The following is a 21,434-nucleotide window of genomic DNA, read 5'->3' as shown; positions in this document are numbered from 1 at the left end:
AGTAAACGTGTGTTCAGCCACTTCGGCGGATCTGACCGCCCAGGCCAAGATCCGTAACGCCGCCATCGCGCACTTCGCCCGCGACGGCTTCCAGAAGACGAACCTGCGCGCCATCGCGGCCACCGCGGGGGTGAGCGCCGCCCTGGTCATCCGGCACTTCGGCAGCAAGGACAACCTGCGGAGCGTCTGCGACGAGCACGTCCTGCAGATCCTGGTGCGGAGGGCCCGGACCGTGGCCGACCTGGTCGGCGTGCGGGATCTGTCCCAGGAATATCTGTCGGACTCGGAGGAGTACCGCCTCCATGTGCAGTACATGGTGCGCGCGATCGAGGAGGACTCCTCCGCGGCCACCACGTTCGTCAACACGCTGGTGGAGGAGACCGAGCAGCTCTTCCGGGACGGGATCGCCGGCGGCTCGATGCGCCAGTCCTCCGACGTGCGGGCGCTGGCCGTGCTCACCGTGCTGGTGAGCCTGGCCACGCTGACCATGGCGCCACCCCTGACCCGCGCGCTCGGCTTCGAGCGGATGGGTCCCGACGTGCTGCGGCGCATCGGGCTGCCCATGCTCGAGATCTACACCCACGGCTTGTACGCCGACGACACCATGCTCAAAGCCGCCCAGGCCGCCTGGGAGGCCCAGCGGGGAGACGATCTCTAGCCCTCTCCTCATCACCACATAAGGACACCCATGATGACTGAGACCGATGCCATCTCCATGGCCGGATTGGTCAAGTCGTTCGGCCCGGCACGGGCACTGAACGGCCTCGACCTCGTCGTACGGACTGGCGAGGTGCACGGCTTCCTCGGGCCCAACGGCGCGGGCAAGAGCACCACGATCCGGATCCTGCTGGGCCTGATGCGCCTCGACGCGGGCACCGCCCGGCTGCTCGGCGGCGACCCCTGGACACAGACCGCTGAGCTGCACCGCCGCCTGGCGTACGTGCCCGGCGACGTCACCCTGTGGCCCAACCTGTCCGGTGGCGAGGCCATCGACCTGCTCGGCCGGCTGCGCGGCAGCCTCGACCGGCGGCGCCGGGACGAGCTGATCGAACGCTTCGACCTCGACCCGCGCAAGAAGGGCCGCACCTACTCCAAAGGCAACCGGCAGAAGGTGGCCCTGGTCGCCGCGCTGGCCTCCGAGGCCGAGCTGCTCATCCTCGACGAACCCACCTCCGGCCTGGACCCGCTGATGGAGGAGGTCTTCCGGCAGACGATCCAGGAGGTGCGGCGCGCGGGTGACCGTACGGTGCTGCTGTCCAGCCACATTCTCTCCGAGGTCGAGGCGCTCTGCGACCGGATCACGATCATCCGCGACGGCCGTACCGTCGAGACCGGCACCATGGCCGAGCTGCGGCACCTCACCCGCACCTCCATCGACGCCGAGCTGGCCGCCCCACCGGACGGGCTGGCCGGCCTGCCGGGCGTGCACGGCCTGCGCGCCGACGGCGGCCGGGTACGCTTCAGCGTCGACGCCGCCGCGCTGGACCTCGCACTTCGCCACCTCACCAAGGTCGGCGTGCGCAGCCTGGTCAGCCGGCCTCCGACGCTGGAGGAACTGTTCCTGCGGCACTACGACCGCGCGACCGTGAACGTCAAGGGCCGGCACACGGAGGCAGGACGATGAACGCGTTCGCCGGCACGGGAAAGCTCATCCGCCTGGTGCTGCGGCGCGATCGTGTGCTGCTGCCGCTGTGGGTGGCCTTCATCTGCATGATCCCGGTGGTGTTCGTCGGCGCCTTCACCGGCGCGTACCCCACGGCCGAGGCCCGCCAGCACTACTACGAGACCAGCGTCCACACCAGGGCCTTCACCATCGCCTACGGCGTGCTGAACGGATCCAGCCTCGGCGAGCTCGTCGCCTGGCGGTCGGGATTCGTCACGTTCATGGTCGCGCTGTTCGCCCTGCTCACGGTCATCCGGCACACGCGTACGGAAGAGGCGGCCGGGCGGCGCGAACTGGTCGGGGCCACAGCGGTGTCCCGCCACGCCGACCTGGCCGCCACCCTGATCGTCACCTGCGGGGCCGCCCTCGTCCTGGGCATAGCCTCGGCGGTGGCGCTGATCGGCCAGGGCCTGCCCGCCGCCGGCTCCCTGGCGCTCGGACTCGGGTTCACGGTGGCCGCCTGCGCGTTCGCCTCGATCGGCGCGGTGACGGCGCAGCTCACGACCAGCGCGGGAGGCGCGCGCGCCATCGGGATCAGCACGCTCGGCGCCGCGATCCTGCTGCGCGGCGTCGGCGACGTCGCCGCGCAGTCCGGTGACGGGCCCGCCTGGGTGTCCTGGATGACGCCGCTCGGCTGGGCGGAGGCGCTGCGGCCCTACAGCGGCGAACGCTGGTGGGTGCTCACGCTCGCGGCCGGCGCCGTGCTGGCGCTGATCGTGCTGGCCGTGGCGCTGTCGGAGCGGCGCGACCTCGGCGCCGGCATGTTCCAGGCCCGCCTGGGCCCGGCCGCCGCCGGACCCCGCCTGCGCAGCCCGCTGGCGCTGGCCTGGCGGCTGCACCGCGGGCCGCTGATCAGCAGGCTCGCCGGACTCGCCCTGGTCGGGCTCGTGGTCGGCGCGATGTCGGCGAGCCTTGGGACGCTGATGGACAACAGCGGCGCCGCGGCCCGAGAGGCGCTGGCCCGGCTCGGCGGTCCCGGCACGCTCGTCGACCAGTTCCTCGCCCCCATGATGACCATGCTCGGCCTGGTCAGCGCCTGCTTCGCCATCCAGGCCGCGCTGCTGCTCAGGAACGAAGAGCGCGACGGGCGGGCCGAGCCCCTGCTGGCCACCCCGGTGCGCCGGCTGCGCTGGGCGGGCAGCCACTTCGCGTTCATACTGCTCGGCCCGGCGCTCGGGTTGATCGCCTTCGGGACGGCCGCCGGTCTGGCGCACGGACTCAACACCGGCGACGTCGCCCGTGAGCTATCCCGCCTCCTGGCCGCCGCTCTCGTGCAACTCCCTGTGGTGTGGGTGTTCACCGGAGCCGCGTTCGCCCTGTTCGGGCTGCTGCCCCGGCTGGTCGCCGGCACGTTCGCGGTGGCCATGGTGAGCATGTTGTTCGGCTGGGTCGGCCTGGAGTTGCAGCTCGACCAGTGGGTCATCGACCTGTCGGTCTTCGAGCACGTACCGAAACTCCCCGGCGGGGTCATGACGGCCACGCCACTGATCGTCATGACCGTCGTCGCGGCGGCCCTCGTCGCGGCCGGCCTGGCCGGATTCACCCGACGCGACATGCCCACCACCTGAGCCTGGAGGACATCATGGGAGTGACCCTTCCCACCCTGACCCCGCTGCAGGAAACCCTGTGGGTGACGTTGTGCGGCCGGGCGCTCGACAGCCGCCTGCCACGCCCCATACTCGGCGACCGCATAGCCTACGAGATCATCCACAAGACCGGCTACGACCACCGCAAACTCCGCTGGAGCGCGGCCTCGGCCATCGACGTCGCCCAGCGCGCCAAGAAGCTGGACGAGGTGGCCCAGCAGTTCATGGCCCGCCACCCCGACGCGATCGGCATCGACTTGGGAGCCGGCCTCGACACCCGAGCCCTCCGCATCGACCCTCCACCCACAGCGGACTGGTACGACCTCGACTTCCCCGAAGTCGTGGACGCCCGGCACCGGGTCATCCCCGATCGGCCGCACACGCACACGATCGGCGCGGACCTGACCGAGCCCGGCTGGCTGGAGGCGCTCCCCGCCGACCGCCCCGCCGTGATCGTCGCCGACGGCGTGCTGCCCTTCCTCTCCCAGGAAGAGATGATCACGCTGCTGGACCGTCTCACCAGCCACTTTCCCAGTGGGGAGATAGCGTTCAACGTCTACACCAGATTCACCGTCTGGGCAGCGAAACACTACTCCGGCAGCCGGTTCCTGGTCCCGCTCTTCAAGTCCCCCGGCTTCGACCGCCTCGACCCCGTACGGTGGAACCCGCGACTGACCCTGATCCGGCACATCCTGCTCACTCGGGAGCCCGAGGTCGACCAGTTCCCTCCGGCCCTGCGCCTGTGGACCCGACTGTCGGCGCTCAGCGCGGCCTTCTCCAGGCTGGGCACCACGGTCGCGCACTACCGTTTCTGACGATTCCGGCCGGCGACTCACGCCGGGCCGGGCAGGTCCATCGCCGCCAGCCGGGCCGGGTCGACCAGGGCCGCGATGCCCGTGATCCGTCCGTCGGCGACGATGAATATGAGGACCGATAGTGAAGTGCCGTCCTCGCGCCAGGAGAGCATCCCGGGCAGGCCGTTGACCAGCACCGCCCGCCCGCGTGGCCGAGCCGGAGAACAGCTGCGCGCGGCCTGCGATCTCGGTGGCGCCGAGGGCGACGACCACGCCGCCGAGGGTGTCGACGGTCAGCTTCACCTCGGGGTCGAGCACGCGCAACCGCGCGGTGGCTCGACCGAGCACAACGGCACAGCGAACGCGCCGAGCTACCGACACTGGCCGCCACCTGCCCGGTGCCGGTTCGCCTCGTCACCGGCGAATTCGATCCGCTGATCGACGCCACCCTCGACGCCCGGGTGACCGTCATCCCCGGAACCGGCCATCATCCACAGCTCACCCATCCGGCCCACGTGGCCGCCGTCGCAAAAGCAAACGTCCCGATCTGCTGATCCCAAAAACTGGGGAGAACCTCGCGATCGAGATTGTGGATGCTGCGCTGAGATCTCGGCGATTCTCTGCGCTGGACATCCCGAAATACGCCGGTAACGCTGACTTCTGCGCTGACTTTGAGAAATGAGGATACGGGTGAATGGAGAACAAACGTCTCGTTCGCGTGTGATGACTTGGAGAGACTGGGCCGCTGGCGCGGATATGAGCCGGGAGATCGACAGGGGGGATCTCTGCGCCAGCGCACGTGTGCTCGATCTCGGCGTGGCCGTGCTGGAGGTGAAAAGGTTTCATCCGGTGACGGCTCAACGCGAGCCGTGCCGCGCGGGCACCGAGCATGAGGACGTGGTCCATCTCATTGTGCCGCTGCACGGCACCGTGAACGCGACCTGGTCGGGGCTGCAGGACACCGTAACCGTCGGTGATCTTTACGCGCACGACCTCGCCGGGCTGGAGGAGATGAGCTTGCAGACCGACGGACGTGATCATCTGGAGTTGGTCATGCTCGCCATCCCGAAGCCGCTGCTGCCGCTGCGCGGTGACGTGATGGCTGCTCTCCTCGGGCACGGCGTGTCCGTCGACGGCGGAATGAGCGGGCTGCTCAAACAATTCATCGAGGAACTGTCCGACGAGAAACTGTCGCTCAACCCGGCGGACGGGCAGCGGCTCGGGATGGTGCTGGTGGATCTCGTGGCCGCGTGCTTCTCCAGTCTGCACGAATCCGAGCAGGGCCCCCGGTCGAGCTCCCAACGGGAGGCCCTTGGCCTGCGCATACGTGCCTACATTCAGCGCCATCTGCATGATCCCGAGCTCAGCCCGCGGACGGTCGCGGCGGCGAACCACTTCTCGGTCAGCTACCTCCATCGGCTGTTCCAGGAGCAGGGCGACACGGTCTCGGCGTGGATCCGCGACCAGCGCCTCGGGCGCATACGCCGTGACCTCGCCGACGCCGCCCTGGCCGACGTGCCGATCCACGAGATCGCTGCCCGCTGGGGGTTCGGCCGGCCGGGCGACTTCAGTCGGGCCTTCCGCACGGCCTATGGCGTGTCGCCGCGCGAGTTCAGGTCCGGAACGGCGTGCCGCTCCTGAGCTTGGCGACCGGCCAGACGGCCAGGAAGACCAGGGTGTCGCCGTCATAGTCGCCTCCACGGTCACCCGGTCGCCGTCGGTACGGGATGCGTGGAAGGTGACGCCGACGTCAAGGGTGAACAGGCGGGGAAGTCCTCGGCGGAGAAGCGTACGATCGCCTTCCTACCCACCATATGGTCACTCGCCTCGGGCGCGACGGCGGTGGCGTTTCCTTGGGGCGACAGCCACTCGGCGTCCTCGGTGAAGACCGCGGCGATGCGATCGGGGTCGTTGCTCGCGAGCGCCTGGAAGGCGTTCTGGATGATGTCGTGGCTCATGGCTCCACTGCCACCGTCACCGCGCGCCAGCGTCTTGAACGAATGCCCGGTCGATGGCCTCTTGGCATGGGGTCATACGATCCGGCGCGCACGAGCATGGGTGGGAGGTTGCGAGGCCGCCGCGGCCCAGCCGGGTGGCCGGACGTGTCCAGCCCACAGCCGCCTTCAGTGCCTCACGGGTGCGGGTCCAGCCGACGCCGAGCGCGCCGAGTCGGTCGGCCACGGCCGGCGTCTGCCAGGGCGAGCGAAAGTCACGCCAGCCCTGTAGCGCCGTCCGGCCGGGCAGAGGACCGGGGCGAGGCGCGGTCTGAGGCCGGAACACAAGCCATCCAGGGCGTTGGCGGGCACGGCCAGGCGCTCCCGGAGGTGACGGTTCGGTGCCACCTCCGGGAGGGGGCGTCACGGCCCACACCGCCGCTCCCGGCGATAGGCGGTCACTCGATCATTCGGTTTCTACCAGTATCGGAGGTCGAGATCGCTGGGCTCCACGGCATCGTGTAGACACACTGCGAAATATTCGTGGATTCTACTACGGCAGCCGCCATTCGCTGTGTGAGCTGGGATGACGCGCGGCTGGTCGATGCCCTCTTCTGATGGGATTCCCGTACAACGAGAGCAGCCGCTCGTGATCATGTCTGTGTGACGAGAACAAGATCCAAAGCGGCTGCTGCCCTCATCGTAGAGGCCCGGCGTGTGCAACGGAACCTCGACGACCTCATGACCGCGCTGGCCCCGAGGTTCCCCAGGATCGAACCGCGGCTGCAGGCTGCCAAGTACGTCCGAGCCGTCATGTCCGAGCTGCCCAGGCGCAATGGCTGGACGATCGCCGAGTGGATCGGCGACCGCCGCCCGGACGCCACCCAGCGCCTGCTGAATCGCGCCCGGTGGGACACCGCGGGCGCGATGAGCACCGTCCGCCGCTTCGCCGTCGCCCGACTTGATGCCGCCGCCCGATCGGGCAGCCTGACCGTCGGCGTGCTGGACGAGTCCGGTCAGGAGAAGAAAGGCGTAGCCACGGCGGGCGTGAAACGCCAGCACATGGGCTGCGCGGGCGGCATCGACAACGGCGTCAACACCGTCTACCTCGCCTACGTGCGTGCCAGGGCGGGGCACGCGCTGATCGGCGCCCGGCAATGGATCCCCGCCGAGCAGATCAGCGACCCGGTCACCGCGATCACCACCGGCCTGCCCCTGCACCTGACCTTCGCCACCAAGGGCGAACTGGCCATCGACCTGCTCGGCGAGGCCTACGCCGACAACGTGCGCCTGGACTTCGTGACCGGGGACGAGGTCTACGGCGCCTGCACCAAGTTGCGCACCTTCCTGGAAGAACGCGGTCAGGCCTACGTGCTGCGCATCCGCGCCACCTTTACCCTCACCCTCGGCGGCGGCACCTGCCTGACCTGCGCCCAGGCCGTGGCCAAGCACCTGCGGCAGAAACGCCGGTGGACCATCCGCTCAGCCGGGGCCGGCTCCAAGGGCGAACGCACCTACGCCTGGGCGTGGATCGCCACCGCCAGCTCTGCCCACTTCCTGCTGGTCCGCAAGCACCGCACCACCGGCGAGGTGGCCTTTCACTACTGCTTCGTACCTGCCGGCCAGCCGGTCACCCTGGCCCGGCTCGTCTCCGCCGCCGGGCTGAGATGGCCGGTGGAGGAAAGCTTCCAAGCCGGCAAGGACCTGTTCGGCCTGGACCAGTCCCAGGTCCGCCTCCACCAGGCACTGCTGCGACACCTCGTGCTGGTCATGGCCGCCCTGGCTGTCTGCGCGGTCACCGCCGCTGCAGCCCGGCACGGAACCGACACCCAGGTCAACCGCCCCACTCATCCCGACGAAGCACCGCCCGCCGACCCTGGCCTCATCCCGTTGACGGTTGCCGAGGTCAAGGGCCTGTTCAACGCCGTCACCGGCCGCACACCGACGCTGGAACACGCCGCCCACTGGTCGGCCTGGCGACGCCGCCATCAAGCCCACGCCCGCTGGTTTCATCACCGAGCCCGCCTGAGCACCGCATATATCCAGCTCAACTAACGAATGGCGGATGCCGTACTAGCCAGGAACATGCGTCCCGGTTCTTTGCGAGCACTCGCGGGCCGGGATAACGCACTGAATCAAAATCCGTTATCGCGGAAGAAGTGCTCCATCAAGTGCCAGAACGACCGGAAGCGGGTGGCATCGAGCTCGTACAAGGAGTCAAAGTACCACGCTTCCCATTCATCGTTCGAGGTGACAATGTACGGATTGAGCAGATAAACACTACCCTCGACGTTCTCGGAAATGCACAACGTGTGCGGCAGAAAGTCTCCCACCTCAAAGAAATCCCGATCCTGAGGTGCGTCGTAGTCGAAGAAATAGTCGGCGGGCAGTTCCGGGACCGGGGAGTCAGGCGAGGGACCCCATGTGTTCGCGAGGTGCGGATCCACGTCGCGCGTCCACCCGACCTCGGCGATGGGGAGAAGGTGAACACTGGTAAAGGAGTTCACGTCCCAGCCGTTGCTTACCTGGAGGAACTCTCGGTAGCTCGGTGGCAAGCGGCGGCCGAGGCGCTCTTCCTGACGGAGGAGCTCGGCTTCACTGACGGGAGCCGCTCCCAGCCATCCGGTTGGGTGCGGCGAAGATCCCCTACCGTTGTGGAGATCGTGGTCTGTGCCACTCACGACCTGGAGGCGTTCAGCCCATGCGTAGCGGGGGGTGTTGAGGCCGTTCATTGGAGCGCATTCTACGGCAAGCTGTGAATAGATACTGCCGCAAGCGGCCGAAGGGGTGAGGGAGGGCCACAGGGCCCTCCCTCGGATGGATCGGACTGACTACACGATTAGGGCTGGATCAGCACCCAGAATTCGTTGTCGCCGCCGACCCGGTAGTGTGAGAAGAAGGATCGCAGCACATGACCATGGTCGATATTCTGCTGGTGATCCACGGCGCGTACCGAGAAATGCCCCTTCGCGTGCAAGGCGCCTTGGATGGTACTGGCGAACGGATATTCGTCGCAGGAATTGGTTAGGCCTCGAGGCGGGCCGCCGTTGTAATATGGCTCTCCGTCTACGCCGAGGCGGGCCCGGACCAGGACCTCGGTGTCGACGCCGTTGGGGCCGCGCTGCCGGACGGACGCTTGGTGCTGACCTCGTGGACGTGGCATCGCGGCGAGTGGGACTCCTGGGAGAGTCTCGGGCTGCTGATCTGTGACCAGGAGAGGTGCATCCCACCGCGGGACGGAAGCCCCCTCATCCCGCAGCACGACTTCGCCCGTGGAATGTCGCTGGCCCTATCCGCGCGCCCCGGCGGCGGGCTTGTTGTCGCCACTGCCGATCAGGTGGACATCGGCCGGGGGCTCACGCCGGGTACGACGACGTGATCTCCTTGATCTCCTGCACGGACTCCGGCTGTTCGCGCCCGGTCACCCGGAAGGTGGCGCGGGTCCCCTCCGAAGGTTTCGCTCCCGGGCCGCAGACCCTGTCCGTCGCGGTCGGCGCTGACGACCGTCCGGTGGTCGCGCGGATGGACAGCAGAACCGGCGAGGTCCATATGGTCTCGTGCGAGGACCCCGCCTGCGCGCGCCCGCGCGTCACCCGGCCGGTGGCGCCCCAGACGATCGAGCCGGCCCAGGACAGCCCGCGCCACGCCGTGGCGGTGGCGGTGCGCCCGGACAGCCGGCCGGTGCTGGCGTACCAGGACATTCAGGATTCGGCGGTCAAGTACGTTGATTGCCGCACTTGGGACTGCGCGCAGTACGTCACGGTCACGCTGTCCGGTGAGTCGTACGCCCCGCCGGTGCCGGTGATCGATCGGGCGGGGCGCGTCCTGGTGGCCTACCAGGACGCCCGCCGTCCGTATGTCATGCTCGACACCTGCACGGATGGCCATTGCTCACGTACCGCGGTGGCCGGCGTGCGCAACGGGCCTGGCGATGGCCTGGCCATGACGCTCGACCGGGCGGGACGGCCGATGATCGTCTGGACGGACGACAACGGCTCGTACTTCTCCGACAGCAAATGGTCGCTGATGGTCACCACACCGCTCAATCTCACCCCGTGAACCCGTCACCGCATCATGCGTTTGGTCGACAAGGCTCTTGAGTGGTAAGGCAAGTCCCAGCGCCGCTGAGGCGACGATGGGTAAGGTGGGCCGGTAGGGTGCCATCGTGCTCGGTGCGTGCTCGTACGCCCCGTCATAGGCCGTCAGAACCCGGCATTGCCTGACACGCAAAACGCATTGAGGTGGCACGAACCGTCACCCACTTCTGATCCGACGGTCGCAGGTTCGAATCCTGCAGGGCGCGCTTCTCCACCTGCGGAAACTCCAGCCGCGTCCGCGGTCGGCGACGGCATGGGGCAAACGTGAGGCAAACCTGAGTCACACGCCGAGCTCCTGCCCGAGCTTGGATGCTGCTCTTAGCACCAGCCGGGCCGTTTCCCGGGCGGCTTGGTGGGCCACCTCCGGCAGCACCGAGACGTAGGTGTCGGCGGTCAGCACGATGCTGGCATGCCCCAGCATCGTCTGCACCACCTTCAGGTCGGTGTGCGCGGCCAGCGCCAGCGTGGCGGCGCCGTGCCGCAGGTCGTGCAGCCGGATGGGCGGTTGTCCGGAGGCGGTCACCGGCCGGCGGAACCGGCCGGTGAGGTAGTCCGGCCGCAGAGCCGCACCCGTCGCGGTGGTGAACACGTATCCCGACTCCCGCCAGCGTGTGCCCGCCCTCGCGCTCAGCTTCTCTTGCCGTTCGCGGTGCCGGGTCAGCACCCGTACGGTCTGCGCGTCCAGGGCCACCTCCCGGCAGCTGGCGGCGCTTTTCGGCGGGCCGACCACGACCTGGCTGTCGGCGTGCACTCGCTGCTGCGTCACTGTCAGCTCCGCTGCCTGCAGGTCGACGTCCGTCCAGCGTAGCCCGGCCAGTTCACCGCGGCGCTGGCCGCGTAGCGCGGCCGGCCACCAGGCGGCGTACAGGCGGTCCTGCGCGACGCCGGTCAGGAATGCCGCGAGTTGTTGTTCGGTCCAGACCGCTACCGCTGGACGTTCTCCCGTTTGCTGCCAGCGGGCCGTCCGCCCGGCGGTCCAGACGATCGGATGCGGTCGGCGGGGATGGGGGAGTTCGGCTCCGTTGGCCGGGTTGACCGGGATCAGCCGGGCGCGCACCGCCGCGTTCAGCGCGGTCCGCAAGGTGGCGTGGATCCGCACCACGGTGGCCGGCGACAACCGGCGCCCGGTCGGCGAGGGACGGGACGCCAGCGTCGCGAGCAGTCCGTTGACGTCGCGTGAGGTGAGTTGTTCGATCAGATCGATCACGCCGTGCTGATGGAGCGGATCCGCTTGAGGATCTCCGATAAACGCGTGCTGGCGCTGGTGAAGGCGTTCTTGAAGGCCGGGGTGATGCATCACGGCTTGTTCAAGGACAGCTTCACGGGCGCTCCCCAGGGCGGGAGTGCGACACGAAGGGTGCACGTTGTGAGTGGGTCACGTTGGTTGGAGGTTCGGCTGATGCCGGGAACGTGATCTCGGGCCAGTGTCCGAGTGGCCTGTCCTCGCCTTGGCATGCGTCGCTGGTAACGGCGGGGTGTGGAGCCCAAGGGAAAGCCGAAGGGCCCCCGCGCATCACGGGAGGCCACGGGCGAGAGGAAGATCGGACGGGCGAATAGGGTGAACCTTCGTTGATGCCTCGTGACTGACGGGCCCTCGCGGATGTCTGCTGTGGTGGGGGTGCAGGGCCTGGCCGCTGGAAAGCGGCGGATGCCGGCGGGGATATTCCTTTCCCGCCGGGTGGACACCATCGGCCCCGGGGTCAAGAAGGCGCCCACCCCGATCGCATCTCATGCGTGTGCAACGTGGGAACCCCGTTGCGGTCCAGCCGGTGGCTGGTAGGCCGACCGTGAGGAAGGCGTAATGCCGCAGCGGGAACAGGATGGTCCAAGAAGCGAATGCCGGTGCGCCGAAGGGCGGCGGGAAAGTGGCACGAGATGATCGCTCCTCCATCGCGGTCGTGTCGTATAACCGGCCGGATACGGGCCTGGGTGGCCCGCCTCGAAAGAGGGCTGACGTGGACCGGGTGGGTCTGCGAAGAGAACGGACGACGAGGCGTTGGAACCGAGGGACAAGTTGGACGCTGGGACGCCGCCGATGGCCATGGCCGAGGGCGGGGTTGGGGCGAACGGACCTGAGGACGAGAGCCTGGAGTGGAACGCCGTGGATTGGCGTGCCGCCGAGGATCGAGTACGACGACTGCGGCAACGGATCTTCGCGGCGACGCGGGCCGGGGACCACAAGCGGGTCCGCAGCCTGCAGAAGCTGATGCTCCGAATCCTGTCGAACACGCTGATCAGCGTGCGGCAGGTGACCGAGCGCAATGCTGGTCGTCTCACTCCCGGCGTTGACGGGCGGATCGCTCTGTCAGCGGCGGACAAGGAACTTCTGGTGATCGAGATCCATGAGTCACCACGGCGGGCCCGGCCGGTGAGACGGGTGTTCATCCCGAAGGCGAATGGGAAACTGCGCCCACTCGGCATCCCGTTGATCGCCGACCGCGCCCAGCAGGCGCGAGTGCGCAATGCGCTGGAGCCCGAGTGGGAGGCCCGGTTCGAGCCCAAGAGCTACGGGTTTCGGCCAGGCCGGGGATGCCATGACGCGATCGAGGCCATCTACCAAGTCGTCAAGGGTCGCGACCCGAAACGGCAGTGGATCCTCGACGCCGACCTGCAAGGAGCGTTCGACCACATCGATCACGACTACCTGCTCGGCCAGCTCGGCGCATTCCCCGGCAGGGGAATGGTCCGGGCCTGGCTGACAGCGGGCGTGATGGACCAGGGCCGCCTCGCGCCGACGCAGGAGGGCGCCCCTCAAGGGGGCGTGATCAGCCCCTTGCTGATGAACATCGCCTTACACGGGATGGAAACGGCGGCCGAAGTGCGGTACTTCACGCGCAGTCGAGGCGGGATCGAGACCGCGCCTGAATGTCCGGTACTGGTCCGCTATGCCGACGATCTGCTGGCGTTATGCCACAGCCGGGAGCAAGCGGAGCAGGTCAAGCAGCGGTTGACCGAGTGGCTGCGGATCCGCGGCCTGCTATTCAACGAGGCCAAGACCCAGATCGTCCACGTCAACCAGGGGTGCGACTTTCTGGGGTTCAATATCCGCCGCTACCACGGCAAACTCCCGCTGATCAAACCCAGCCGTGACGCCGTGAGGCGCATCCGGGAACGACTGCGCACCGAGGTGCGGGCCCTGCTGGGCAGCAACGCCGCCTCGGTGATGCGCACGCTCACCCCGATCATCCGGGGATGGGCGGCCTACTACCGCAGCCAGGTCTCCAGTGAGGTGTTCTCCGCGCTGGACGACTACATGTGGAAGCTGCTCTACAAATGGGCCAAGCGGACACACCCGAACAAGTCCAGGTGGTGGCGGATGGACCGGTACTTCGGCCGGTTTAACCGCTCCCGCAACGACCGGTGGGTCTTCGGTGACAAGGACACCGGAGCCTACCTGCCCAAGTTCGCCTGGACGAAGATCGTCCGGCACGCGATGGTGGCCGGGGCCGCCTCTCCAGACGATCCCGGCCTGGCCCGCTACTGGGCCGACCGTCGCGGCAAGAAGCACAATGGACCGCTCAGCGTGCTGCTGCTCGCCAAGCTGAAGGCCCAGCGAGGACGCTGCCCGCTCTGCGGCACCCTGCTTCTGCACGCTGATCGTGAGCCACAGTCCCCTCGCGAATGGGAACAGTGGTTGCGCGGCACCCGAATGGCGATCAGCAAGCTCAACATCGCCACCGGGAACAGCCCGGACGATCAACGCCTCATCCACACCGCCTGCCGGACCCGGACCGCCCGCCCGGCAGCACCAGCACTGCTCCTTGCGGCTTCAACGCCAGCAGGACCTGCTTGAGCCGGATGAATAGAAATGTTCCAGTCCGGTTCTGAGGGGAGGGCGGCGCGGTAACGCGCCGTCCTTACCCGACTCTTGTCCCCGCTGCTGGCCAACATCGCCCTGACGGCGCTGGATGAGCACTTTCACACCCAGTGGCACACCTTGATGGGCACCGACTACCAGCGCACCAAGCGCAGGCGAGCCGGGCAAGGCAACTGGCGGTTGGTCCGTTACTGCGACGACTTCGTCGTCATGGTGTTCGGGACAGCCGAGCAGGCTGGGATGCTGCGCGAGCAGATCGCAGAAGTCCTTGCCCGGCTTGGCCTGCGCCTTTCAGTGGACAAGACCCGTGTGGTCCACATTGACGATGGGTTCGACTTCCTCGGCCAGCACATCCGCCGCCAGCGGAAACGCGGCACGAACAAGCTCGTCGTCTACACCAGACCGGCCCGCAAAGCCGTCCAGGCGATCAAGGACCGGATCTCGGAGCGGACCTACAGGCACACCCTCAACCAGAGTCTGGGCATGCTCCTGGCGAGCTTGAACCGGATGCTGGCTGGATGGGCGAACTACTTCCGCCATGGCGTGTCCAAGAAGACCTTCGCGGTGATCGACCACCATGCGTGGCAGCGGATCGCGCGATGGCTCCTTCGCAAACACCGGATACCCCGCAGTCAGCTGCGGAGATTCTGCGACCAGGGCTGGCGATTCGCCGAAGGATCGGTGGCCTTCCGCGGCGCATCCAGCGTCACGATCGTCCGCTACCGATACCGCGGAGCGGCCATCCCCACTCCGTGGACCATCGAAGCGGCAGCCGCCAGCTGACCACTGGGCAAGACACGTGGAGAGCCCGTTGCGTCGAGAGACGCACGGCGGGTTCGGGACGGCGGCTCGGGGAAACGGACCGGTGGCAACACCGACACCGCGCCCTGGGCCGACCGCACAAGCGCAGTTCCTGTTGTCGTAGAGATGTGACTGCGCGGTCGTGTGCGTGACAGGGGCATGTTGGGTGGTGGGCCGGGGTATGCCAGCCGGCCGAATGTTGCCGCACATGTTGCGGGGGTCACTCGAAAGAGTGGTGACGTGACATAAGTCACAAGGCCTATCGGGTCTGGTAAGGGTCGTTTCTACAAGTCGATTGACATGCAGTCCGCCGCTCTGTGAATCGCGAAAGCGACATTCCGTGATGTTCGTGGCGAATCAGTAGGTATTGACCATGTGGTGATCGTCGATCAAGATCCAGGCTGATCGTCTTTATCAAGTCCTTATGGCGCGAGCGGGCCCGGTCGCAGGGGTCTGCGTCAGCGTGCCTTGAAGAGGTGGCGACATGCGGCTCTGGCGGCGGTTACGAACCATGGCGCTGGCCATCGCGGTGGCGATGGCCATGTTGATCTCAGGGTTGGGGGTGCCCGACAACCTCGTCGGCCCGGCCGCGGCGTCGGTGTCCGGGCCGGAGCCCGAGACGTCGGTGGAGGGCCGCCCGGTCCCGAAGGCGAAGGTGGCCGAGGGGGTGGAGGCCTCCCAGCCGAAGGTTGAGCGGCAGCAGCCGGTATGGCCGAAGCCGGGAGCGGAGGTGGTCGACCCGCCCGCCGACCACAAGCTGGTCGCGGCAGGTGATCTGCCGGTCCGCATCGCCACGGTCAAGGGCGCTGCCGATGCCGGCAAGGTGAAGGTGGAGACGCTGCCTACCGAGACCGTGCGGAGGCTGGGCGGGATCGGCGTCGCCGCCCGGCTCACGGGCGACACTCCCGGCAAGGTACGGGCGGAGTTCTTGTACGCGGGCTTCCGGGATGCCTACGGCGGTAACTTCGCCGCCCGGCTGCAGGTGCTGCGGCTGCCCGCCTGTGCGTTGACGGTGCCCAGGCCGCGGGACTGCGTGGTGCGACCGCAGCAGGTCAAGGCGCACAACAACATCAAGACGGGTACGCTGACGGCGGAGATCGACACCGACCCGGCCACCGGCAAGGCGGCCCCCCTCTCGTTGCCCAAGAGCGCCGACGGCAAGGGCGGCAAATCCGATGAGCGGGCGGCGCGGGCGTTCGAGTCCGGGTCGGTGTATGTGCTGGCGTCGGGGATGACCGGTCCGGACGGCAACTTCGGTGCCACTGACCTGAAGCCGTCGGGTACCTGGCAAGCGGGCACCTCGGGCGGCGGCTTCTCCTACGACTACCCTCTCCCCGAGGCACCGTCGCCGGTGGGCAACGGGCCGAACCTGTCGCTGCAGTACGACGCCTCCTCTGTGGACGGACAGGGCAACTGGACGAATAACCAGTCCGGCGCGGTCGGGATCGGCTGGAACCTGTCGAGCGGGTTCATTGAGCGGAAGTACCGCCGGTGTACGGCCCGGAACGAGTACGACCCCGACACCGCTGAGCTGATCTGGTACGCCGACGAGAACGGCCCCTACGCTTCGGCGGTGTGCTGGGAGTCGCCGGATGAGCTGGCGACCGACGTCACCAAGGATTACACGCAGTCGGAGCTGGTGCTGAACCTGGCCGGCCGGTCCGCTTCGATCGTCAAGGATCGCACGTCCGGGTCGTGGAAGACGGTGCCGGACCTTGGGTGGAAGGTCGAGCAGCTGACCGGCGGCGCGGACGGGCTGGAGTACTGGAAGGTCACCTCCTCCGACGGGCAGGTGCACCGCTTCGGCTACACCAAGGACGCCCAGTGGCAGCTGCAGTACATCGGCAACCAGCGGGGCGAGCCGTGCTCTGACCGGTACTTCAACGACATGATCCCGCCCACCTGCGCGGGTGTGTGGCGGTGGAACCTGGACCAGTCGGTCGACGCCAACGAAAACGTCATCGACTACACCTACGAGCGGGAGACCAACTACTTCTGCATGCCCGGCTGCGATTATGAGGTCTACCGGGTGCTGCCGTACGACCGGGGCGGTTTCCTGAAGCAGATCAGTTACGGCCACAACACGCAGGTGAGCGGGAGCACCCCGACCGCCCGGATGACGTTCACCACCTCTGATCGCGGCGGCCTGGACGTGCCGACCGACCTAAATTGTGGCCCCACCTGCACCACCAATGACGCGATCGCGTTCTACTCCACGCGCAAGCTGGACTCGGTGCTGACCGAGTCCCGCAACCCCACTTCCGGTGCATGGGAGCCGAGCGCCCGGCTCGACTTCCGCTACCGGTGGATCTACACCCGCACCGACTTCGGCCCCGCCTACGACCCCGTGCTGTGGCTGGACAGCGTGCAGCAGACGGGCCTGGTTGGAAATACACAGACCACTGTGCCGCCGATCGCCTTCGACGCGGCCATGGTGGCCGGGCGGATGGACTACGACAATATGTCGGACTGGACCGACTTCCTGTCCTGGCGCATGGTGCCCCGAGTGGTCGGGATCGGCAACGGCATGGGCGGCCGGATCGAGGTCACGTACGGCCAGGCCGACCCATGCGGCGGCGGCAAGGGCCGCGACGGTACCAACTACCTGTCCGACGCGACCGGAGACTGCTACAAGGTCCTCTACGACGAGAACCCGGAGAGCGGCTACGAGAGCTGGGGTCGCTTCTTCAAACAACTGGCCACGAAGGTGGTCGAGCGTGACCTGGTCGGCGGCTCGCCGGACATGGTCACCAGCTACGACTACCTGGGCAGCCCGCGCTGGACCGACCGCGTCGCCTACGCTCAGCCTGACCTGGCCCCGGCCAGCAGCGACTGGCGCGGCTACGAGACGGTGCGCACCATCCGAGGAGCCGGCTCCGCCCCGAGCGACTACAGCGTCACCTCTGAAACCTTCTATCGCGGCATCAACGGTGCCACTATCACCAACTTCGAAGGCAACACCGTCGCCGACTCGGGCGCCCTGCAAGGTCAGCTGCTACAGAAGCAGACCTGGAAGTTGACCAGCACAAACCCGCGTACTTACGCCGAGACCGAGTCCACCCGCTATGAGTACGAGGTCAAGTCCACCGGCACCGGCCCCGGCGTGCTCGATCCCGCCTTCGTTTTGCAGACTCGTGAACGGTCGCGCGAACAGGTCACAGGCGGCAGTTGGCGATATGCGGACAAGAAGATCGCCTACAACGCCGACGGATTGCCGGTAAGAGTGAATGACCTAGGCCAGGACGGGGTCTCGACCGACAACTCCTGTACTGCCACGACATACGCACGCAATGTCGCGGGAGGCCAGTACTTCACCAAACTTCCATCCGTAGTCGAGCGCAGAGCAGGTGACGACTGTGTCGCCGGTGCGCTGTACGGCAAGTCGGTCTTCCTTTATGACGGCGGATCAGATCCGGCGACCAACGCGCCCAGCGATGGGAACGTCACGGAGACTCGCCTGCACTTCAACGCCACCGGCAGTTCCGTTACGAAGGGCACTTTTGACGAGTACGGGCGCACGCTGACAACTACCGATCCCTTGAACAAGGTCACCACCACTTCCTATGACCCGCCTGTCGGATGGCCGCTCAATGGGGTTACCACAACGAACCCTCTCGGGCAGAAGACGACAACAAAGTATTCCTACGGTACCGGGTTGGTGATCTCGGTACTCGACGCCAATAGAAGACTGACGGAGATCGACCACGACGGCCTCGGCCGATCGGTCAGGTTGTGGGGCACGGGCGAGCCGAGAAGCGGCGGGACACCCACTGCCACTGTTGCTTACGACATCCCCGTCGCGGGGAGCGCCAGCCAACCGAACGGTCCCATAAAGACCGTCATGCGACAGCTACTGTCTGGTACCGGGGGCGCGGCGAAGTACACCGAGTCGCACACCTACGAGGACGGATTCGGCCGGATCCGTGAAGTGCAGACGCCGTCACCTCAAGGAGGCCGCACCATCGCGGTCACGGCCTATGACGCCCGAGGTCTGACGTATGTCAAGGCTCTGCCAGCGTACAACGGTGGCGCCCCCGGGAGCGGCTTGCTCAACCCGGCTTTCGAAAGCCTGCCGCAGTGGACGAAAACGCTCTACGACGCGCTCAAGCGTCCGATCGCCAACATCGACATGAACCTTGCAGTCGAATTCCGGCGGACCACCACCAGCTATCCCGGCATGGACCGCGCCGAGGTGCAGCCATCGGTGGGCGGAAAGGTGGCAACCGTCCTGGACACAGCAGGACGCACGATCAAGAAGGAAGAATGGCTCGACACCTCCACACATCACGACACGACCTATGCGTACAATCTGGCCGGAAAACTGACCAGGCTCACCGACGCCAACGGCAATGTTCGCACCTTCTCCTACGACTGGCTCGACCGGCGCATCGCCACCACAGCTCCGGACAGTGGTAGTGCCTCCACCGGATATGACGCCGCTGGACGAATCCTGTGGAACATTGACGGGAACAACACTAAGACCTCCTACACCTACGACGACATAGGTCGCAGAAAGACTCAGTGGGCTGGAGAGGTCGACACCGGTATCAAGCTGGCCGAATGGTTGTACGACACCCTTGCGCAGGGCCAGGTTACCTCCAGCACTCGCTATGCTGGCGGCCGTGCCTATACCAAGGCTGTTACCGGTTACGACAGCTCTTACCGCCCTACCGGCACCAAGGTATCCATTCCAGCCGCTGAGACGGGAATCGCAGGTGACTATGTCTTCGCCATAACCTACGACAGAGCCGGCAACCCACTGACGCGCACTCTGCCTGCTGCGGGAGGTCTCCAATCAGAAACCCTCACCTATGGTTACTCGGACCTGGGGATGCCCAAGGACGTTTCGTCGGACCTGAACGGCGGCACGGTCTACGTCAAAGACACCTCCTACGGCTCCACCGGCCGCATTGCCGAACGCTTATATGGAAGCAACGGTCAGCTCAAACGAACCTTCACCTGGGATCCCGGGACCGGTTGGCTGGGCAAGCTGACCACCACCGCGAAAGCGAACACACCGAGCCCCGTTACTGCCCAGGATGACGTATTCAGCTACAACCGGGCCGGTGAGATCACGCAGGTTCTCGACGCCACGTCAGCGACCGGAAGTAGCCCCGGCCAATCAGAGTGCTTCGGCTATGACGCTCTAAGTCGGCTCGCCTCGGCCTTCACCACAACACGGGCCGACTGTGCCGCCGGCCCTGACGGTCAAGGCATCGACCCTTACCGTCACACGTACGCATACGACGCCGTCGGCAACATCGCTTCTCTGACCGACAGTACGGAGACGGCTACATACCATTACCCGGCGCCTGGATCCTCGGCGGTACGTCCCAACGCAGTCACCTCCGTCGCGCGACCGTCCAGAACTGACACCTATTCCTATGACAACGCCGGCCAGCTCATCAGCCGCACCGTAAACGGCAAGCAGACGACATTTACGTGGAACCAGACAGGGCAGTTGGAGAGGGCCGCCGTTGATGGCGTGGACACCTCCATGGTCTACGATGCCGATGGCGAGCGGCTCATCCGGCGTGAAGCAAGTGGGACCACTCTTTATCTGGATGGGATGGAGGTACGCGCCTCCGGCACAACGAAGGCGACCCGCTACTACGCCTCGCCCGACGGCGCCGTCATCGGCATTCGCACCACTAACGGTTTCCAGTGGGCGGCCTCCGGCCTGCACGGCTCGATGCAACTGGCCATCGACGACACCACCGGCCAGGTCGCACGGGAACGCTATCTGCCCTACGGCCAGCGCCGGGGCGTGGACGATCTGCCCTCCACTGACCGCGGCTTCCTCGGCAAGGTAGAAGACGCCTCCACGGGGCTGAGCTACCTGTCCGCGCGCTACTACGACCCCGCCACGGCGAAGTTCATATCTCCCGACCCTAAATTCGACACCGAAAACCCGGAGCTGACGAGCCCGTACGGCTACGCAGCCGACAATCCTGTTGGGCAGTCCGATCCGGACGGTCTCGACGTCGACGCTGGCGGTGGCAGTGGCAGTTATGTATCAGCCATCGAGATCATCATTGGAGCGCTTCCGAACGATGCGGTCAGGGCGAAGTTCATAGAGCGCTGGCAAGCTCGTGCCGCCGACCATTTCAGAACATATTCGGAGGCCATGAACGATGATCGCCTCAGGACGCAGCAGGAATTCTTCCTCGCCATGTCCATCTGTGAAGAAATAGGCTTTACGTCCTGTGGGAGGAAGGCCACAGATTTCTTCTTCAACGGCATATGGGCGCGCCATGACCTTGATGAGCTCATGGGTAGCGACAAGGGCAAGGCCAGCGGCAAGGCCAGTATGTTCAGCAGATTCCGCATCACCCCGGGGAAGAACATCAAGATCGACGTGCCCAGTGCGGCAGGCGGAAGGAGCTACATCACTTACATCATCCGCAATAGTGCGGATAAAGTAGTATACATAGGCAAGGCCAGCGGCAAGGGAACGCCTCAGCAGGTGCTCAATGCGCGCTTCAAAAAGCAAAAGAAGGGGCATGACCACTACTTCCCAGAGTTGGGAGACAAACAGCCTGAGATCATCGACGTCTATACTTCCAGGGACGCCATGTCCGGTGGTGAGCAATTCTACATAGAAGCTTATAGAGAAGAAGGGGCTGACCTAAGGAACAAGATCGAGGGTATGAGCTGGGACCGCCCGGACCGCCGGAAGAGGTCGCTCACGAAGCTGGACGCGTTCTTCCTTGAGAAGGTGTTCAGGCAACAGATAGAGTAG

General features: G+C 66.5%; 18 protein-coding genes. 12 read left to right on the top strand and 6 right to left on the bottom strand.

Annotation, left to right across the window (positions count from 1 at the left end):
• The first annotated feature begins 7 nt into the window (after positions 1-7).
• The 4 genes from ACWEPL_RS04355 to ACWEPL_RS04340 are packed head-to-tail and all read left to right on the top strand — an operon-like array spanning position 8 to position 4,064.
• Positions 8-658 carry a TetR/AcrR family transcriptional regulator gene (locus tag ACWEPL_RS04355; RefSeq protein WP_387582609.1) on the top strand — a complete coding sequence of 217 codons (651 nt, stop codon included), beginning with the start codon at positions 8-10 and terminating at the stop codon, positions 656-658.
• Between the two features lie 33 nt (positions 659-691).
• Complete coding sequence (locus ACWEPL_RS04350) at positions 692-1,624, top strand: ATP-binding cassette domain-containing protein (protein ID WP_452435182.1); 933 nt, start codon at positions 692-694, stop codon at positions 1,622-1,624.
• Positions 1,621-3,231: an ABC transporter permease gene (locus ACWEPL_RS04345; RefSeq protein WP_452435181.1), complete on the top strand. Its 1,611-nt coding sequence runs from the start codon at positions 1,621-1,623 to the stop codon at positions 3,229-3,231. Before ACWEPL_RS04350 ends, ACWEPL_RS04345 begins: the two co-directional genes overlap by 4 nt.
• A gap of 14 nt (positions 3,232-3,245) precedes the next feature.
• Positions 3,246-4,064, top strand: a complete 819-nt coding sequence (locus ACWEPL_RS04340; protein WP_452435180.1) for a class I SAM-dependent methyltransferase — start codon at positions 3,246-3,248, stop codon at positions 4,062-4,064.
• 17 nt (positions 4,065-4,081) lie between these two features.
• Here the strand turns inward: ACWEPL_RS04340 and ACWEPL_RS04335 are convergent, their stop codons facing one another.
• Positions 4,082-4,240, bottom strand: coding sequence for a hypothetical protein (locus ACWEPL_RS04335; protein WP_350727986.1), 159 nt, complete (start codon positions 4,238-4,240; stop codon positions 4,082-4,084).
• Between the two features lie 201 nt (positions 4,241-4,441).
• Here ACWEPL_RS04335 and ACWEPL_RS04330 point away from each other — a divergent pair, with 201 nt between their 5' ends.
• Positions 4,442-4,597 carry an alpha/beta fold hydrolase gene (locus tag ACWEPL_RS04330; RefSeq protein ID WP_185067641.1) on the top strand — a complete coding sequence of 52 codons (156 nt, stop codon included), beginning with the start codon at positions 4,442-4,444 and terminating at the stop codon, positions 4,595-4,597.
• A 202-nt stretch (positions 4,598-4,799) separates the two neighbouring features.
• Complete coding sequence (locus tag ACWEPL_RS04325; RefSeq protein WP_363984030.1) at positions 4,800-5,684, top strand: helix-turn-helix domain-containing protein; 885 nt, start codon at positions 4,800-4,802, stop codon at positions 5,682-5,684.
• 62 nt (positions 5,685-5,746) lie between these two features.
• Here the strand turns inward: ACWEPL_RS04325 and ACWEPL_RS04320 are convergent, their stop codons facing one another.
• Positions 5,747-6,001 (bottom strand): nuclear transport factor 2 family protein, encoded by a 255-nt coding sequence (locus ACWEPL_RS04320; protein ID WP_350727983.1) that lies wholly within the window; start codon positions 5,999-6,001, stop codon positions 5,747-5,749.
• A 693-nt stretch (positions 6,002-6,694) separates the two neighbouring features.
• Between ACWEPL_RS04320 and ACWEPL_RS04315 the strand changes: the two genes are divergently transcribed.
• Positions 6,695-8,032: an IS701 family transposase gene (locus ACWEPL_RS04315; protein ID WP_452435179.1), complete on the top strand. Its 1,338-nt coding sequence runs from the start codon at positions 6,695-6,697 to the stop codon at positions 8,030-8,032.
• An 80-nt stretch (positions 8,033-8,112) separates the two neighbouring features.
• Here ACWEPL_RS04315 and ACWEPL_RS04310 read toward each other — a convergent pair whose 3' ends face one another.
• From ACWEPL_RS04310 to ACWEPL_RS04300, 3 genes are all read right to left on the bottom strand, one after another.
• A complete protein-coding gene (locus ACWEPL_RS04310) occupies positions 8,113-8,709 on the bottom strand; it encodes an SMI1/KNR4 family protein (protein WP_452435178.1) in 597 nt (198 codons plus the stop codon).
• A 107-nt stretch (positions 8,710-8,816) separates the two neighbouring features.
• Positions 8,817-9,140 carry a NucA/NucB deoxyribonuclease domain-containing protein gene (locus tag ACWEPL_RS04305; RefSeq protein ID WP_452435177.1) on the bottom strand — a complete coding sequence of 108 codons (324 nt, stop codon included), beginning with the start codon at positions 9,138-9,140 and terminating at the stop codon, positions 8,817-8,819.
• A gap of 193 nt (positions 9,141-9,333) precedes the next feature.
• Complete coding sequence (locus tag ACWEPL_RS04300) at positions 9,334-9,678, bottom strand: hypothetical protein (protein ID WP_452435176.1); 345 nt, start codon at positions 9,676-9,678, stop codon at positions 9,334-9,336.
• On the opposite strand from ACWEPL_RS04300, the gene ACWEPL_RS04295 reads away from it, so the two are divergent.
• Complete coding sequence (locus ACWEPL_RS04295; RefSeq protein ID WP_452435175.1) at positions 9,659-10,036, top strand: hypothetical protein; 378 nt, start codon at positions 9,659-9,661, stop codon at positions 10,034-10,036. The genes ACWEPL_RS04300 and ACWEPL_RS04295 overlap by 20 nt on opposite strands.
• A 318-nt stretch (positions 10,037-10,354) precedes the next feature.
• Here the strand turns inward: ACWEPL_RS04295 and ACWEPL_RS04290 are convergent, their stop codons facing one another.
• Positions 10,355-11,281, bottom strand: a complete 927-nt coding sequence (locus tag ACWEPL_RS04290) for a tyrosine-type recombinase/integrase (protein WP_452435174.1) — start codon at positions 11,279-11,281, stop codon at positions 10,355-10,357.
• Here ACWEPL_RS04290 and ACWEPL_RS04285 point away from each other — a divergent pair.
• The 4 genes from ACWEPL_RS04285 (at position 11,261) to ACWEPL_RS04270 (ending at position 21,434) form a co-directional block, all read left to right on the top strand.
• Positions 11,261-11,488: a hypothetical protein gene (locus ACWEPL_RS04285; protein ID WP_452435173.1), complete on the top strand. Its 228-nt coding sequence runs from the start codon at positions 11,261-11,263 to the stop codon at positions 11,486-11,488. The genes ACWEPL_RS04290 and ACWEPL_RS04285 overlap by 21 nt on opposite strands.
• Before the next feature lie 621 nt (positions 11,489-12,109).
• Complete coding sequence (gene ltrA / locus ACWEPL_RS04280; protein WP_452435172.1) at positions 12,110-13,867, top strand: group II intron reverse transcriptase/maturase; 1,758 nt, start codon at positions 12,110-12,112, stop codon at positions 13,865-13,867.
• A gap of 75 nt (positions 13,868-13,942) precedes the next feature.
• On the top strand, positions 13,943-14,674 hold the full coding sequence (locus tag ACWEPL_RS04275; protein WP_452435171.1) for a group II intron maturase-specific domain-containing protein: 732 nt from the start codon (positions 13,943-13,945) through the stop codon (positions 14,672-14,674).
• Between the two features lie 502 nt (positions 14,675-15,176).
• Complete coding sequence (locus ACWEPL_RS04270; protein WP_452435170.1) at positions 15,177-21,434, top strand: RHS repeat-associated core domain-containing protein; 6,258 nt, start codon at positions 15,177-15,179, stop codon at positions 21,432-21,434.

The organism is Nonomuraea sp. NPDC004186, from assembly GCF_053603495.1.
This window is presented reverse-complemented; position numbering and strand designations above follow the sequence as displayed.

Bases quoted from the DNA above. Each gene is read 5' to 3' on its own strand.
- ACWEPL_RS04305 (WP_452435177.1), bottom strand. From the start codon at position 9,140: ATGCCACGTCCACGAGGTCAGCACCAAGCGTCCGTCCGGCAGCGCGGC.
- ACWEPL_RS04325 (WP_363984030.1), top strand. From the start codon at position 4,800: ATGAGCCGGGAGATCGACAGGGGGGATCTCTGCGCCAGCGCACGTGTG.
- ACWEPL_RS04350 (WP_452435182.1), top strand. From the start codon at position 692: ATGACTGAGACCGATGCCATCTCCATGGCCGGATTGGTCAAGTCGTTC.
- ACWEPL_RS04270 (WP_452435170.1), top strand. From the start codon at position 15,177: ATGCGGCTCTGGCGGCGGTTACGAACCATGGCGCTGGCCATCGCGGTG.
- ACWEPL_RS04310 (WP_452435178.1), bottom strand. From the start codon at position 8,709: ATGAACGGCCTCAACACCCCCCGCTACGCATGGGCTGAACGCCTCCAG.
- ltrA (WP_452435172.1), top strand. From the start codon at position 12,110: ATGGCCATGGCCGAGGGCGGGGTTGGGGCGAACGGACCTGAGGACGAG.
- ACWEPL_RS04300 (WP_452435176.1), bottom strand. From the start codon at position 9,678: ATGTCCTGGTACGCCAGCACCGGCCGGCTGTCCGGGCGCACCGCCACC.
- ACWEPL_RS04340 (WP_452435180.1), top strand. From the start codon at position 3,246: ATGGGAGTGACCCTTCCCACCCTGACCCCGCTGCAGGAAACCCTGTGG.
- ACWEPL_RS04345 (WP_452435181.1), top strand. From the start codon at position 1,621: ATGAACGCGTTCGCCGGCACGGGAAAGCTCATCCGCCTGGTGCTGCGG.
- ACWEPL_RS04320 (WP_350727983.1), bottom strand. From the start codon at position 6,001: ATGAGCCACGACATCATCCAGAACGCCTTCCAGGCGCTCGCGAGCAAC.